At 74.0% G+C, this 14,992-nt stretch carries 9 protein-coding genes; 6 read left to right on the top strand and 3 right to left on the bottom strand.

What is annotated here, in order from left to right:
* Window positions 1–292: 292 nt before the first annotated feature.
* Window positions 293–1,141 (bottom strand): SURF1 family cytochrome oxidase biogenesis protein, encoded by an 849-nt coding sequence (locus tag V1633_RS29955; RefSeq protein ID WP_331217637.1) that lies wholly within the window; start codon window positions 1,139–1,141, stop codon window positions 293–295.
* A gap of 270 nt (window positions 1,142–1,411) precedes the next feature.
* Here V1633_RS29955 and V1633_RS29950 point away from each other — a divergent pair, with 270 nt between their 5' ends.
* A complete protein-coding gene (locus tag V1633_RS29950; RefSeq protein WP_331217636.1) occupies window positions 1,412–3,763 on the top strand; it encodes a cobyrinate a,c-diamide synthase in 2,352 nt (783 codons plus the stop codon).
* Complete coding sequence (locus tag V1633_RS29945; RefSeq protein ID WP_331217635.1) at window positions 3,760–4,332, top strand: GNAT family N-acetyltransferase; 573 nt, start codon at window positions 3,760–3,762, stop codon at window positions 4,330–4,332. Before V1633_RS29950 ends, V1633_RS29945 begins: the two co-directional genes overlap by 4 nt.
* A gap of 185 nt (window positions 4,333–4,517) precedes the next feature.
* Here the strand turns inward: V1633_RS29945 and V1633_RS29940 are convergent, their stop codons facing one another.
* Complete coding sequence (locus V1633_RS29940) at window positions 4,518–6,680, bottom strand: transglycosylase domain-containing protein (RefSeq protein ID WP_331217634.1); 2,163 nt, start codon at window positions 6,678–6,680, stop codon at window positions 4,518–4,520.
* A 144-nt stretch (window positions 6,681–6,824) separates the two neighbouring features.
* Between V1633_RS29940 and cobC the strand changes: the two genes are divergently transcribed.
* The 4 genes from cobC to V1633_RS29920 all read left to right on the top strand — a co-directional run bounded on the left by cobC (window position 6,825) and on the right by V1633_RS29920 (window position 12,315).
* Window positions 6,825–8,123 carry an Rv2231c family pyridoxal phosphate-dependent protein CobC gene (gene cobC / locus V1633_RS29935; protein ID WP_331217633.1) on the top strand — a complete coding sequence of 433 codons (1,299 nt, stop codon included), beginning with the start codon at window positions 6,825–6,827 and terminating at the stop codon, window positions 8,121–8,123.
* The gene (gene cobT / locus V1633_RS29930) at window positions 8,123–9,220 is read left to right on the top strand and encodes a nicotinate-nucleotide--dimethylbenzimidazole phosphoribosyltransferase (RefSeq protein ID WP_331217632.1); all 1,098 of its coding nucleotides are present in this window, start codon (window positions 8,123–8,125) and stop codon (window positions 9,218–9,220) included. The genes cobC and cobT overlap by 1 nt, the downstream gene beginning before the upstream one ends.
* Window positions 9,217–10,671, top strand: a complete 1,455-nt coding sequence (gene cobA, locus V1633_RS29925; RefSeq protein WP_331217631.1) for a uroporphyrinogen-III C-methyltransferase — start codon at window positions 9,217–9,219, stop codon at window positions 10,669–10,671. The genes cobT and cobA overlap by 4 nt, the downstream gene beginning before the upstream one ends.
* Window positions 10,672–10,758: 87 nt before the next feature.
* Window positions 10,759–12,315, top strand: coding sequence for a glycoside hydrolase family 10 protein (locus tag V1633_RS29920; protein ID WP_331217630.1), 1,557 nt, complete (start codon window positions 10,759–10,761; stop codon window positions 12,313–12,315).
* A gap of 70 nt (window positions 12,316–12,385) precedes the next feature.
* Here the strand turns inward: V1633_RS29920 and otsB are convergent, their stop codons facing one another.
* Window positions 12,386–14,980 carry a trehalose-phosphatase gene (otsB, locus tag V1633_RS29915; protein ID WP_331217652.1) on the bottom strand — a complete coding sequence of 865 codons (2,595 nt, stop codon included), beginning with the start codon at window positions 14,978–14,980 and terminating at the stop codon, window positions 12,386–12,388.
* Window positions 14,981–14,992: the final 12 nt, after the last annotated feature.

Raw genomic sequence — 14,992 nt, 5'->3', positions numbered from 1 at the left:
ACACGCCGCCGGGCGGGCTTCCGGCAACATCCGGGACAGGGTTCAATGACATCGCGGGCTCTTGACTGGCTTGGGTGTAGGAACCGTTTGCCTATCAAGAGCCCGCGACCATACCCAGCCGCCACGCCGGAACCAACCAGCCTCCTACCACCTCACCGACAACCAGGTTCAGAAACAGGCTCTATAGGAAGGGGCCCTTCCTAACACCCCAGGCGGGGAAGCTGGGCGAGCCAGGGAGGCCGGGGGCGGTCGGAGGAGACGGAGTGTGGCGGGGCCGGCCGGGGAGGCGGCGTCAGGCGGGGTCGGCGGCCCGGTCCAGCGGCTTGCGCGGCTTCCGTGGCGCCGCCAGATCCAGAGACGCACCGTCGGCGTTGTCGTCGCCGGTCCCACCACGGGCCTCGCGCCGCGCCGCCCAGCCGAAACCGACCAGGGTGAGCAGCGCGAACAGCCACCACTGGACGACGTACCCGGCGTTCTGCCAGTCGTTCTCGTGACCGATCGCCACCGCCGCGAAGGCCGGATCGGCGGCCGGTGTCTGCTCGTCGAGCAGCAGGTAGCCGTGGTAGACCGGGTACTTCAGCTCCCGGGCCAACTCCGGTACGGAGATCCGCCGGGTCTCCACCCGGCCGTCCTGCCGGACGATCGCGTCCGGCTTGCTCTCCGACAGGTGCAGCCGACCGACCACCGTCACCTCACCGGTGGGGGCCGCCGGCACCGTCGGCCGGGACAGGGCGTTGCCGCTCGGGGGTGGGGCGAGCCATCCCCGGTCCACCAGCACCGCGCTGCCGTCGGCCAGCACCAGCGGGGTGAGCACCTCAAAACCGACCCGGCTCTCCACGGTGCGGTTCCGGATCAGGATCGGCGTCGTGTCGTCGTACCGCCCGGTGACGGTGATCCGGGTCCAGGCCGCGTCGGCCGACGGCGGCTGGCCCACCGACCCGGCCGGGCCGACCGGCGGCGGAACGACCTGGCTGAGCGGCACCGGCGGCATCGTCGCGGTGGAGTCGATCCGTTCGTTGGTCGCCGCCCGCTCCTGGTACCGGTGCAACTGCCAGTCGCCGAGCAGCACCATCACGGCGGCGGCGACCAGGGTCAGCGCGAGAATGCCCAGCCAGCGGGGCGTGAGCAGGAACCGGTACACGAACCGAGGCTACCCGGCGGCCCCGGGCGGCCGGCCAGGTGGTCGGCCCGGTCACCGGGTGGCGGGCGCGGCGGCGCGGCGGGTGGGGGCGGCCAGGTGGCCGGCCCGGGTCACCCGGTTGGCCGGCTCGGCGCGGCGGCGGGCGGGCGCCCGCCGGGTATCCTCACGCCGGTCGGTCCGATCGACGGGTCCGACCATGTCGTTCCCGTACCGCCGCCGTCCGCACCACCCGGAAACCGGGCCCGGTGTCCGCGCCCCGAGGAGCCGACCATGATCGCCGTGCCGCGCGTAGTGGTGAGCGCACCGTCGTCCGGCCATGGCAAGACCGCGATCGCGGTCGGCCTGCTCGCCGCGCTCGCCGCCCGAGGGCTGAAGGCCGCCGGCTTCAAGGTCGGCCCCGACCACACCGACGCCGCCTACCTCGGGATGGCCGCCGGACGGCTCGGCCGCAACCTCGACCCCCGGCTCGTCGGGGCACAACGGGTCGCCCCGCTCTTCGCGCACGGCACCGCCGACGCCGACGTCGCGGTGGTCGAGGGCACGATGGGCCTCTTCGACAGTCTGGCCGGCCGCCCCGAGACCGAGTCGACCGCGGCGATCGCGACCTCGCTCCGCGCGCCGGTCGTACTGATCATCGACGTCGGCGCGATGGGGCAGTCGGTCGCCGCGCTGGCGCACGGCTTCCGGGCGTACGACGAGATGCTCTGGCTCGGCGGCGTGATCCTGAACCGGGTCGCCTCCGACCGGCACGAGCAACTGCTCCGCGACGCCCTCGACGACATCGGCGTACCGGTCTTCGGCGCGCTGCGGCGGCGGGACCTGCCCGCCGTACTCCCGTCCCGGCAGCACGGGGTGGTGCCGGTGATGCAGCGCGGCGTCGAGGCGTACCGGGGCATCCGCCGGCTCGGCGAGGCGGTTGCCGGGGGTGTCGACCTCGACCGGCTGCTCGCGCTGGCCCGGTCCGCCCCGCGGGTGCCGGTCGACGTCTGGTCGGCGCCGGAGGCGGTCGGCGAGCCGGGCCAGCCCGCGCCGGGCGCCGAGGCCCGGGGCCGCCGCCCGCTGATCGCGCTGGCCGGTGGTCCGGCCCTGTCATATTCGTACGCCGAGACCGCGGAACTGCTGGTGGCGGCCGGTGCCGAGGTGGTGACCGTCGACCCGCTCCGGGACGAGGCGCTGCCGAAGGGGGCCGACGCGCTGGTGATCGGCGGCGCGCTTCCCGAGACGTACGCGGAGGAGCTGTCGGCGAACCGCCGGCTCTGCATCGCGGTCGCGGAACTGGCCCGTACCGGCCGTCCGGTGATCGCCGAGGGTGCCGGTCTGCTCTGGCTGGCCCGGGAGTTCGACGGGCGCCCGATGTGTGGCGTGTTGGACGCCACCGGAACGAGCCTGGAACGGACCGTGGTCGGCTACCGCGAGGCGACCGCCCGGGCGGACACGCCGGTGGCCCAGGTCGGGGCCCGGGTGGTCGGCTACAAGCAGCACCGGGGCGTGCTGAGCCCGCGCGCCGGGCAGACCCCGGCCTGGACCTGGGGCGGCGGGCCTCCGGAGGGCTTCGTCTGGCGTCGGGTGCACGCCTCGCAGTTGATGGTGCACTGGGCGAGCAGCCCGGGCATCGCCCGGCGCCTGGTGGCGGCCGCGCTCTCCGTGCCACCCGCCCGCCCCGCCGCTCCGGCGGGTGCTCCGGCCGGCGGCACGGGTGCACCGCCGTCGGCCCAGACCGGCGGTACGGCTCCGGCGGGCACGTCGGCCGCGCCGGGTGTGGCCGTCCCGGCCGTCCCGGTCGCGTCGTCGGCAGCGGAGCGCCCCACACCGCCCGGTCCCGGGCGCCCGGGATCGGAGCGTCCCGCGTCGGATCCTTCCGTGCCGGATCGTCCCGCACCGGATCGTCCCGCGCCGATTTCGCCGGCTGCCGGCGGCGTCGTCCCGATCTCCCCGGCCGGTCCCGACCGGACCGTGCCGGTCTCATCCGCCGTACTGGCGTCGCCGGTCGGCGCCTCGCCGGTCTCGCCGGCCGGGCCGATCCGTCCCGATCGGCCGGCGCCGGTTTCGCCGGCTCGTTCCCGTCCTGATCGGCCGCCGGTTCCGCCGGCTGGTTCCCGTCCTGACCGGCCGGCGCCGGTTTCGCCGGCTGGTTCCCGTCCTGACCGGCCGGCGCCGGTTTCGCCGGCCGGTTCCCGTTCCGATCGGCCGCCGGTTTCGCCGGCCGGTTCCCGCCCAGATCGGCCGCCGGTTTCGCCGGCTGGTTCCCGTCCTGACCGGCCGGCGCCGGTTTCGCCGGGCGGTCCGCCGGGCGGCCCGGCGCCCCACCCGTCGGCCGGACCCGCCACGTCCGGACCCGCGACATCCGGGCCCGCCGCGCCCGGGCGGCCGGGCATGGCCCCGCCGTCGCCGATGGCCCCGCCACCCGGACAGCCGGTGATGGCGCCCCCGCCGCACATGGGGCCGCAGCCCGGGCAGCCGTCCGCAGTACCGCCGGCGGTGCGCCCGGCCCCGGTGCTCCCGGCCGACCAGCCGCCAGCGGCGGTACCGCCGGCCAGCCGGCCACCCGCCGCGCAGCCAGCCCCCGGTCAGCCGCCCTTGACGATGCGGGAGCCGTCGGCGGACGGTGAGTCGGCGGAATGAGCGGAGAGGTGGCGGTACGCCGCTTTCCGAATCTGACCGTGTCCACGCCCCGGGTGCACGTTCGGCCACTGCACGCCAGCGACGCCGGCCGGGTCGCCGAGATCTTCGCCGACAAGCAGACCCAGCGGTGGCTGCCGTTCCAGCGTGAACTCGGGCAGATCGACGGGCTGGCCTGGTGCACCGAGATGGCGCAGGAGCGGCGGGACAGCGGCAACGGCGACCACTACGGGGTGATCCGGCGGGAGGACGACCGGCTGGTGGGCTGCCTCTGGACCAAGCGCACCGACTGGGGCGGTCGGGTCACCGAGGTGTCGTACGCGATCGCGCCGGAGGCGCGGGGGTTCGGCATGGCGGCCGAGGCGGTCGACGCGCTCGCCGTGGCGTTGATCCTGGAGCACGGCTTCCAGCGCCTGGAGCTACGGGTGGCGCCGGGGAACACCGCCTCGCGACGGGTCGCCGAGAAGGCCGGCTTCACCTACGAGGGACTGCTGCGCAACGCCGGGTACGTACACAGCGGCCGGGTGGACCTGGAGGTCTGGTCCCTGGTCGCGGCCGACCTGCACCACTGAACCGCCCGCCGCCCGCCGCCCGCCGCCCGCCGCCCGCCGCCCGCCGGAAACCGGTCGGGCCGTCCCGGCCGGTCCCGGCTGACCTGCCGGCCCCGGCCATCCCGGCCAGCCATCCGGGTCCCGGCCGGCCGTCGGTCAGGTTCCGGCTGATCGGTTGGCCGTTCCCCGTCGGAGGGGCCGACCGGTCAGCTGACTATCGCGTCCGACGGTGGGGTGAACTGGCGGACCGGCTGGTCCTTCAGCGCGTCCCGCAGGAAGCCGCCGACCGCGTCGATCGGTTTGTTCGACTGGCCCTCACCGACCGCGTTCATCGGGCTGTCCGGGTCGGAGAGGAAACTCGCCACGGCCAGCTCCGGGGTGTAGCCGACGAACCAGGCCGCCCGGTCGCTGTCGGTCGTACCGGTCTTGCCGGCGACCGGCCGGCCGACCATGCCGCGTACCCGGTCGGCGGTGGACCAGCCGCCGCAGGATCCCCGGGCCGGGGTGTCCCCGGTCGGGCAGCGGGCCGCGTCCGTGGCGGCCCGGGCCGCGTCCGGGCTCACCTCCTGGCTGCAGCGGGGCTGGGCGATCTCCAGATCCATGCCCGCTCCGGACCGGTACGTCGTCGGTGTCCCGTCCGGGTTCGTGATCGACTGCACCGGTAACGCCTCGCAGAACTGCCCGTCGGCGGCGATGGCGGCGTACGCGTTCGCCATCTCCAGCGGCGTGACGTCGGAGACGCCCAGGGTGAAGGAGCCCCAGCGGTTGGCCTGGTCGGGGGAGGCCTGCCGCTTGTCGATGTCGGTACGCCACTGCAGGCCGAGCCGTTCGGCGAGCCGGACCACGTTCTCCGCGCCGACGGTCTGCTGCAGCCAGATGAAGTACGTGTTCACCGACTTGCCGAAGCCGGACCACATGGTCTGGAGGCCGCTCATCGCGCCGCTGGCGTTCGACGGGCAGTAGAAGCCGCCGCAGTCGGTCGGGCCGCCGCTGCCGTCCGGATACTTCGAGACGAACCGGTGCGGGGAGTTGAACGCGGTGGAGAGTGGCAGCCCGGCGTCGAGCGCGGCGAGCATGGTGAACATCTTGAACGTCGAACCGGCCTGGTAGCCGGGGAGGTCACCGCCGCCGAGCAGCGGCACCACCGTGTTCGGGTAGTTGCCCTTGAGGCGGGAACGCAGACTCGGGTTGGAGTGCGGCCCGTTCTCGCTCTGGTCGAGGGAGTAGACCCGGTTGACCGCCATCGACCTGACGTGCCCGGTGCCGGGTTCGACCGCGACCAGGCCGTGCGCGAACGGGCTGCCGGAGGATTCGTCGGCCACCACCCGATGCTCCGCCATCTCCTGCAGTTTCGGGTCCAGGCTGGTGATGATCGTGTAGCCGCCGCGTCGCAGCCGGTCCAGGCGCTCCAGGGAGTTGGCGCCGAACGCCGGCTGCGCCGCCCACCAGGCTTTCAGGTAGTCGCAGAAGAAGCCCCACCCGTTGTGCTCCTCCGGCACCGACATGCAGTCGTTGGGCGGGCTGCTCAGCCGCAGTCGGATCGGCTCGGCCTGGCTCGCCGACGTGTCCTGCGGCGAGAGGAAACCCATCTCGCGCATCCGGTCCAGTACGTAGTTGCGCCGGTCCGTCGCCGCCTTCTGGTCCGAGCTGGCCGGGTCGTACGACGTCGGCGCCTTGACCAGCCCGGCGAGGGTGGCCGCCTCCACCGGGGTGAGGTCACCGGGGAGCTTCGAGAAGAAGATCTCCGAAGCCGAGTAGATCCCGTACGCGCGGTGGCCGAAGTAGGCCGAGTTCAGGTAGCGCTCCAGGATCTGCTCCTTGCTCGTCTCCTTCTCCAGGTCGATGGCGAGTCGCATCTCCCGCAGCTTGCGCAGGCTGGTCTGCTCGGTCGCCTGCCGTACCTCGATCGGGGTCTTCGCGCTGTCCCGCAGGGCCATCCGGACGTACTGCATGGTGAGGGTCGAGGCACCCTGGGAGACCCCGCCGGCCTGCTGGTTGGCGACGAAGGCCCGGATGATGCCCTTCGGGTCGACACCACCGTGTTCGAAGAACCGGGTGTCCTCGGCCGCGACGATCGCCTGTTGCATGTACGGGGAGATCTGGGCGAGCGGGACGTACCGCCGATGTTCCTCGTAGAAGGTGGTGAGCAGGGTGGTCCCGTCGTTGGCGTAGACGTAGCTGGTCTGGGCGGGCGCGGAGGCGAGCAGGTCGGCGGGGGTCTTGTCGACCAGTTCGGCGCCGGCCTTGGCGGCCAGCCCGCCGACGGCGGCGATCGGGAACAACGCCGCCGCCACGACAACGCCGGCGATGAGCCCGGCGCGGAGCAGGGATACGACACGACCAGAAGCTGAGCGGGTGGGATTGGTCACGACCTCAAGTTATGATATTGCACCGTAAAACATGATAAAGATTCGTGAATCCGCCGGTCCCGATACCGGCGGATCCGGCTGTCCGCGACCCGCGTCGATGCGCGCGCTGGCCGCCCTCCTGGCCACTTCGGCAGGATCACGCCCATGCGCGCACAGGGATCCCACGCCGCCAGCCCGGAGCCTCCGGGCCGATCCGCCCGCCCGGAAGGTGCGCCCGCGCCCGCGCCGCCCGGCGACGACCGCCGCGCCCACCTGCGGCGGAACACCGTCCCCGGCCAAGCCACCGTCCCCAGCCAAGCCACCACCGCCCCCGGCCAAGCCACCACCGTCCCCGGCCAGGAGGGTTACCCCAGGCCGGAGGGCCGTTCCGGCCCGGACGGTTACCCCGGGCCGGACGATGCGTACCGGGACCTCGGGCATCACGGGGACGCGGAGGTGGCGCCGGGCCTGGTCGACCTGGCGGTCAACGTGCAGCGCCAGCCGATGCCGAGCTGGTTGCGGGAGCCGATCGTGGCGGCCCTGGACGACCTCGCGGCGTATCCCGACCCCGGCCCCGCCCGGGCCGCCGTCGCCGCCCGGCACCGTCGACCCGAGCGGGAGGTGCTGCTGACCGCCGGGGCGGCCGAAGGCTTTGTCCTGCTGGCCCAGGCACTGCGCGGGGCACACCGACCGGTGGTCGTGCATCCCCAGTTCACCGAACCGGAGGCGGCGCTGCGCGCGGCCGGGCACCGGGTGCACCGGGTGACGTTGTCGCCGGACGACGGCTTCCGACTGGACCCGGCGCTGGTGCCCCCCGACGCCGACCTGGTGTTTCTCGGCAACCCCACCAATCCCACCTCGGTCCTCCACCCGGCCGACACGCTTGCCGCGCTGGCCCGGCCGGGCCGGGTACTGGTCGTCGACGAGGCGTTCGCCGACACCACGGTCGGGACGACCGGCACCGAACCGGAGTCCCTGGCCGGCCGGCGTGACCTGCCCGGGCTCGTGGTGGTCCGCAGCCTCACCAAGACCTGGGGACTCGCCGGGCTACGGATCGGCTACCTGCTCGGCCCGGCGGAGCTGATCGAGCGCCTGGCGGCCGTACAGCCGCTCTGGGCGGTCTCCACCCCGGCGCTCGCCGCGGCCGCCGCCTGCGCCACCCCGACGGCCGTCGCGGCCGAGCACCGGATCGCGGTACGCCTCGCCGCCGACCGTGCCCACCTGGTCGGTCGGCTCGGCGCACTGCCCCGGGTACGCGTCGCCGGCACCCCGGCCAGCGCGTTTGTCCTGCTGCACCTGCCCGGTGCCGACCGGGTACGGCTGGCGCTGCGCGAACGCGGCTTCGCGGTACGCCGTGGTGACACCTTCCCCGGCCTGGGGCCCGACTGGCTGCGGGTCGCGGTACGGGACACTGCCACGACCGACCTGTTCGTGGCCGCGCTCGCCGAGACCCTGGAGGTTTGATGTTGGAGCAGACGGTGGCGGCTGTCGCCCCCCTCGACGAGGCGGCGGTGGCGGCGGCCCGCGCCCTGCAGGACCGGCTGACCAAACCGGCCGGCTCGCTCGGCGCGCTGGAGGAACTCTCCGTCCGGCTGGCCGGCCTCGCCGGAGCCTGCCCGCCGCCGGTGCCCGAACCCGCCGCTGTCGCGATCTTCGCTGGCGACCACGGCGTGCACGCGCAGGGCGTCACCCCGTGGCCGCAGGAGGTGACCGCCCAGATGGTGACGAACTTCCTGGCCGGCGGCGCCGTCGTCAACGCGTTCGCCCGGCAGACCGGTGCCACGGTCACCGTGGTCGACGTGGGTGTGAGGAAGGGCCCCCTGTTATCGCATTCTGTAGAGGAAGGGCCCCTTCCGAACACCCCAGGCGGGGGTGGGCCGCGGCTGGTGAGCGCGAACGTCCGGTCGGGCACCCGGGACCTGACCGTCGAGCCGGCGCTGACCCGGGAGGAGGCGCGTGACGCGGTCGAGGTCGGCATCCGGATAGCCCACGAACTGCTCGACGCCGGGGCCGGCATCCTGGTCACCGGGGACATGGGGATCGGCAACACCACCCCGGCCGCCGCGCTGATCGCCGCCTTCACCGGGGTCGATCCGGCCGAGGTCACCGGCCGGGGCACCGGGGTGGACGACCCGACGTACGCCCGGAAGATCGAGGTGATCCGGACCGCGTTGGCCCGGCACCGACCTGATCCCGCCGATCCGCTCGGTGTCCTGGCGGCGGTCGGTGGGCTGGAACACGCCGCGCTCGCCGGGTTCGTCCTCGGCGGGGCCGCCCGCCGCGCCCCGGTGCTGCTCGACGGGGTGAGCGCGGTGGCGGCGGCGCTGGTCGCGGTGGCGTTCGCGCCGGACGCGGCGTACGCGTTGGTCGCCGGCCACCGGTCCGCCGAGCCCGGAGCGACCGCCGGCTTGGAGCGACTGGGCCTGACGCCGATACTTGATCTGGGCCTACGGCTCGGCGAGGGCACCGGCGCCCTGCTCGCCTTCCCGGTCGTCGCTGGCGCCGTCCGGGTGCTGCACGAGGTGGCGACCTTCGATTCGGCGGGAGTCTCGGAGAAATGACGCTTTATCCGTTGGCGCTGCGGCTCGCCGGCCGGCGGGTGCTCGTGGTCGGTGGCGGGGCGGTGGCCAGCCGCCGGGTGCCGGCCCTGCTGGACGCGGGTGCCGAGGTGGTCGTGGTGTCACCGGAACTCACCCCGGCGCTGCGGGACCGGGCCGACGCCGGCCGGTTGCGGTGGATCGCCCGCCCGTTCGAGCCGTCCGACGTCGACGGCGCCTGGTTGGTGCACGTCGCGGTCGACGATCCGGCCGCCGCCGACGCGGTCAGCGCCGCCGCGCTCGAGCGCCGGGTCTTCTGCGTACGCGCGGACGACCGGGACGCCGCGACCGCCTGGACCCCGGCGGTGGCCCGGTACGGACCGCTCACCGTCGCCGTGCTCGGCGGCGGTGACCCGCGTCGGGCCATGACGGTCCGGGACGCGATCCGGGCCGGCCTGATCGACGGCACCCTGCCCGGCGGCACCCTGCCCGGCGGCCAGGCGACCACGGCGGCCGAGGCGACCACGGCGGCCGGGGCGGTGGCGGCGGTCGACGCGGCGGCTGCGGTGTCCGGGTCGGCTGCGGTGTCCGGGTCGGCTGAGATGCCCGGCTCGGCTGAGATGCCCGGCTCGGCTGAGATGCCCGGCTCGGCGGCGGCGTCCGGCTCGGCGGCGATCGCCGGGGCGGCGGCGGCCGGCGTGACGGCGGGGGACGGCTCGCCGGCCCGACCCGTCGGCACGGTCGCCCTGGTCGGCGCCGGCCCGGGCGACCCGGAGCTGATCACGGTACGGGGCCGGCGGCTGCTCGCCGAGGCGGACGTGGTGGTGGCCGACCGGCTGGTGCCCGGCCTGCTGCTCGACGAGTTGCGGCCGGACGTCGAACTGGTCGACGCCACCAAGATCCCGCACGGTCCGGCCGCCACCCAGGAGGAGATCAACCGGGTGCTGGTGGACCGGGCCCTGGCCGGTGCCCGCGTGGTCCGGCTCAAGGGCGGCGATCCGTACGTCTTCGGCCGGGGCGGCGAGGAACTGCTCGCCTGCGCGGCGGAGGGGATCCCGGTGACCGTGGTACCGGGGGTGACGAGTTCGATCGCCGCTCCGGCGGCGGCCGGCATCCCGGTGACCCACCGGGGCGTGGCGCACGAGTTCACGGTCGTCTCCGGCCACCTGCCGCCCGACCACCCGGGTTCGCTCGTCGACTGGTCGGCGCTGGCCCGGCTGCGCGGCACCCTGGTGGTGCTGATGGGGCTGAACAATCTCGCCGCGATCGCCGCCGCGTTGCGGGCGTACGGCCGGGCGCCGGAGACTCCGGCGGCGGTGGTGCAGGAGGGGACGACCGGCGCGCAGCGGGTCCTCCGTTCGACGTTGGACGCGGTCGCGGCGGACACCCTCGCCGCCGGTGTCCGTCCTCCGGCGGTGGTGGTCTTCGGGCCGGTGACCACCGTCCTGGCGGTTGAGCCGGCCTCCGACGATTGAAGTATCTTTACATTTCAATACGTCTGAGCGAAACTTGTCGCCACGAGGCACTGGGCCGGTGCGTCCGACCAGGACGGGAGTGCTCCGATGGCGCGTGGCGGAACCAGTGGGTGGCGACTGTTGGCGGCAGGACTGCTCACGCTGGCGGCGATGGTGGGCAGCCCACCCGTTGACGCCGCGCCGGTCGGGGCGCCGGCCGCCGCCGACTGTGCCCCGGCTGAGCAGCCGAAACGCCAGCTGCGTGGGACCTGGATCGGATCCGTGTCCAACATCAACTGGCCGTCGCGGACCGGCCTGACCGCCGCCGCCCAGCAGGCCGAGCTGCGCGACCTGCTCGACCGGGCCGCCGCGCTCCGGCTCAACGCGGTCTTCCTGCAGATCCGGCCGGCTGCCGACACCTTCTGGCCGTCGGCGTACGAGCCGTGGTCGCAGTACCTCACCGGCAGCCAGGGCGGCGACCCCGGGTACGACCCGCTCGCCTTCGCCGTCACCGAGGCGCACGCCCGCAACCTCGAACTGCACGGCTGGTTCAACCCGTACCGGGTGAGCACCCAGGGGGACCTGACGCGGCTGTCCGCCGGGCATCCGGCCCGGGCCAACCCGGGCTGGGTCGAGCGGTACGACGGCAAGCTCTACTACAACCCCGGGGTGCCGGCCGCCCGGCAGCACACCGTCAACACGATCATGGACGCGGTGACCCGGTACGACCTCGACGGCGTGCACTTCGACGACTACTTCTACCCGTACCCGGTGACCGGGCAGACCTTCGACGACGCCGCCGAGTACGCCGCGTACGGCGCCGGCCGGTCGCTCGCCGACTGGCGGCGGTCCAACGTGGACGCGCTGGTGCAGGCGGTGGGCACCCGGATCCGCCAGGCGAAGCCACACGTCCGGTTCGGCATCTCGCCGTTCGGGATCTGGCGCAACGTCGGCACCGACCCGCTCGGCTCGGCGACCACCGGTCTGCAGTCGTACGACGCGATCTACGCCGACACCCGGAGATGGGTGAAGCAGGGTTGGGTCGACTACGTCGCCCCGCAGATCTACTGGCGGATCGGCTTCGCCGCCGCGGCCTACGACGTACTCGTGCCCTGGTGGTCGAACGTCGTCGCCGGCACCGACGTGCAGCTCTACGTCGGCCAGGCGACGTACCGGATCAGCGAGTGGGGCGACGCCGAGGAGATGCCCGACCACCTGGTGCTGAACCGGAGCCACCGGGTCTCCGGCGACATCCACTACTCAATCAGGCAACTGCTCGCCAACCCACTCGGCTTCGCCGACCGGCTGCGTACCGACTTCTACCGCTATCCGGCCCTGGTGCCGGTCAACAACCGGCTCGGCGGTACCGCACCCGGCCCGGTCCGAAGCCTGGCCGCCCGCAGGGTGGGCGGGGGAGTCGAGCTGACCTGGACCGCACCCAACGGCGGTACGGCGCCGGCGTACTACGCGGTCTACCGGGCCGACGGGGCCGGCTGTGGGGTGGACGCGGCCCGGAACCTGCTGGCGCTGCGCCGGGCCGGCTCCGGCACCCAGCGGTTCACCGATGCCGCGCCGCCGCCGGTCGGTCAGCCCGGCTACCTGGTCACCGCGGTCTCCCGGCTGCACCACGAGAGCGCCCCGGCCGCTGTCACGCTCGCCGGCTGACCCCGACCGCCGTGTTAGGAAGGGCCCCCTCCTGTACAAGAAGCGATAAGAAGGGGCCCTTCCTTGCACATCAGGCCTTGAGCATGTCGTCCAGCAGCAGCGCGCACCGGATCAGCCCGAGGTGTGAGTACGCCTGCGGGTGGTTGCCCAGCCCGCGCTCGGAGATCGGGTCGTACTGCTCGGGGAGCAGGCCGGTCGGGCCGGCGGTGTCCACCATCTGGGTGAACAGCTCCTCGGCGTCGGCCCGCCGGCCGGTACGCAGGTACGCCTCGATCAGCCACGCGGTGCAGATGTGGAAGCCGCCCTCCCGGCCCGGCAGACCGTCGTCCCACAGGTAGCGGTAGACGACCGGACCACTGCGGAGATCGGCCTCGATCTTCAGCACCGTGGCCAGGAACCGGGGGTCGTCGTTGGGCAGCAGACCCGACAGGCCGATCCAGAGCGACGAGGCGTCCATCTCCTCGTCCCCGTACGCGACGCTGTACGCCCCGGCGCCCTCGTGCCAGCCGTACTCCAGCACGTTGTGCCCGATCCGGTCCCGCAGCTCGACCCACTCCGGCCGGTCCCCGTCACCGTGCCGCCGGACGACGTGCAGCGCCCGGTCGACGGTCATCCAGCACATGACCTTGGAGTAGACGTGGTGCCGGGGTGGCAGCCGGGCCTCCCAGAGCCCGTGGTCGGGCTCGTGCCAGCGCCGGGCCACCGCCTCGACCATGTTCTCCAGCACCCGCCACTCGGTGTCCCGTACCGAGCCGCGCAGGTCGGCGACCGCGGCCAGCAGGTCCGCGATCGGCCCGAAGACGTCGAGCTGGAGCTGGTGGTTGGCGAGGTTGCCGACCCGGACCGGCCGGGAGCCGGCGTATCCGGGCAGGGTGTCGATGACCGCCTCGGCGCCGAGTTCGTAGCCGTCGACGGTGTAGAGCGGGTGCAGCCGTTCCGGGTGCCCGCCGGTGCGCTCGACACAGCCGTCGACCCAGCGCAGGAAGCCCTCGGCCTCGGTCAGCGAGCCGAGGTCGACCAGGGCCCGTGCGGTCATCGCCGCGTCACGCAGCCAGCAGTACCGGTAGTCCCAGTTGCGGACGCCGCCCAGCTCCTCGGGGAGCGAGGTGGTGGCGGCGGCGAGGATCGAACCGGTCGCCTCGTGGACCAGGCCGCGCAGCGTGAGTGCGCTGCGGCCGACCAGGTCGCGGGCGGTCTGCGGAAGCCGGAGCCCGGCCAGCCACTCGCGCCACGGCTGTTCGGCCCGGGACTGCCGCTCGTGCACCGGCACCCGGTGGTGGGCCAGGCTGTGCGAGCCGAAGCGCAGCTCGCAGGTGACCGAACCGCCGGCGGCGGTCAGGTCGACCACCGCCCGGGCGGTCTCGTACCCGCCGTCGTCGACGACCTCCCACTCGACGCCGGGGGAGTAGAGCGCGATCGGCTCGTTGGAGCCGAGCACCAGCAGCCCGTCGCCGAGCGGTTGCAGCTGCACCGCCACCTGGCCGAACTCGGGTCGGGGGGCGAACGTCAACCGGACCCGGCCGGCCCCGCTGATCAGCCGGATCAGCGTCGAGTCGCCGCTGATCATGGCCGAGCTGCTGGGTACGCCGACACTGGACGGCCGGTCCAGCCAGTCGGTGACGGTGAGCCCGGACCAGCGGGTCTCCACGGTCATCGTGCCGGTGCGGTAGCGCTGCCCGAGCGGCAGCCCGCCGCGTTCCGGGGAGATGCTGAAGTGCCCGGCCGGGTTGCCGCCGACCAGGTCGGCGAAGATCGCCGGCGAGTCGGGCTTGGGGTGGCAGAGCCAGGTGATGTTGGCTTCCGGCGTGACCAGGGCGACGGTACGCCCGTTGGCCAGCATCGAGTGTCGCTCGATCGGCACCGCGCGCTCACCGAAGAGCCAGGTACGGCGTACCTCGAGCAGCAGTCCGAGGACCCGGGCGGCGTCGACCGGCTCGGCGATCCGGAAGTTCGCGGCGGTCTCACCCGGGCCGATCTTGATGCCGACGTCCGGCCCGTGCAGCTTCGCGAAGGCGTTCTCGTCGGTGACGTCGTCGCCGATGAACAGCGCCGCACTCGCCGAGAGCTGGGTACGCAGCTGCTCCAGCGCGGTGCCCTTGTTGGTGGGGATCACCGAGATCTCGATGACCTCCTTGCCGTGGGTCACCGTCACGTCGGCCCAGCTCGCCGGGCCGGCCTGGACCGCCGCCACGACCTCGGCGGCCACCTCGGGATCCGCCCCCCGGGTGTGTACGGCGACGCTCGCCGGCTTGCTCTCCAGCCGTACCCGGTCCTTGCCGGCGACGATCCGGCGCAGCTCGTTGCGGAGCCGGGTGCGGACCTCGATCAGCTCGGGGGAGAGCCGCTCGACGAAGCCGACGTCGAACTCGGAGCCGTGGCTGCCGACGAGGTGCACCTCGCTGGGCAGCCGGGAGAGCGTCGCCAGGTCGCGCAGGGCGCGGCCGGAGACGACCGCGACCGTGGTCTGCGGCAGCGCGGCCAGCGCGCGGACCGCGGCGACCGACTCGGGCAGCGGTACCGCCCTGGTCGGGTCCTCCACGATCGGCGCGAGGGTGCCGTCGTAGTCGCAGGCGACGAGCAGCTGCGGGACCCGGGCTATCCGCCCGATCGCGGCCCGGAGCTGCGGGTCGATCGCGTCGAGGGTCCGCGGACCCCCGTCGAGCAGGGGGGAGGAGGC

It is taken from the genome of Plantactinospora sonchi (genome assembly GCF_036422035.1).
In the GTDB taxonomy this organism is placed as follows: domain Bacteria; phylum Actinomycetota; class Actinomycetes; order Mycobacteriales; family Micromonosporaceae; genus Plantactinospora; species Plantactinospora sonchi.
This window is presented reverse-complemented; position numbering and strand designations above follow the sequence as displayed.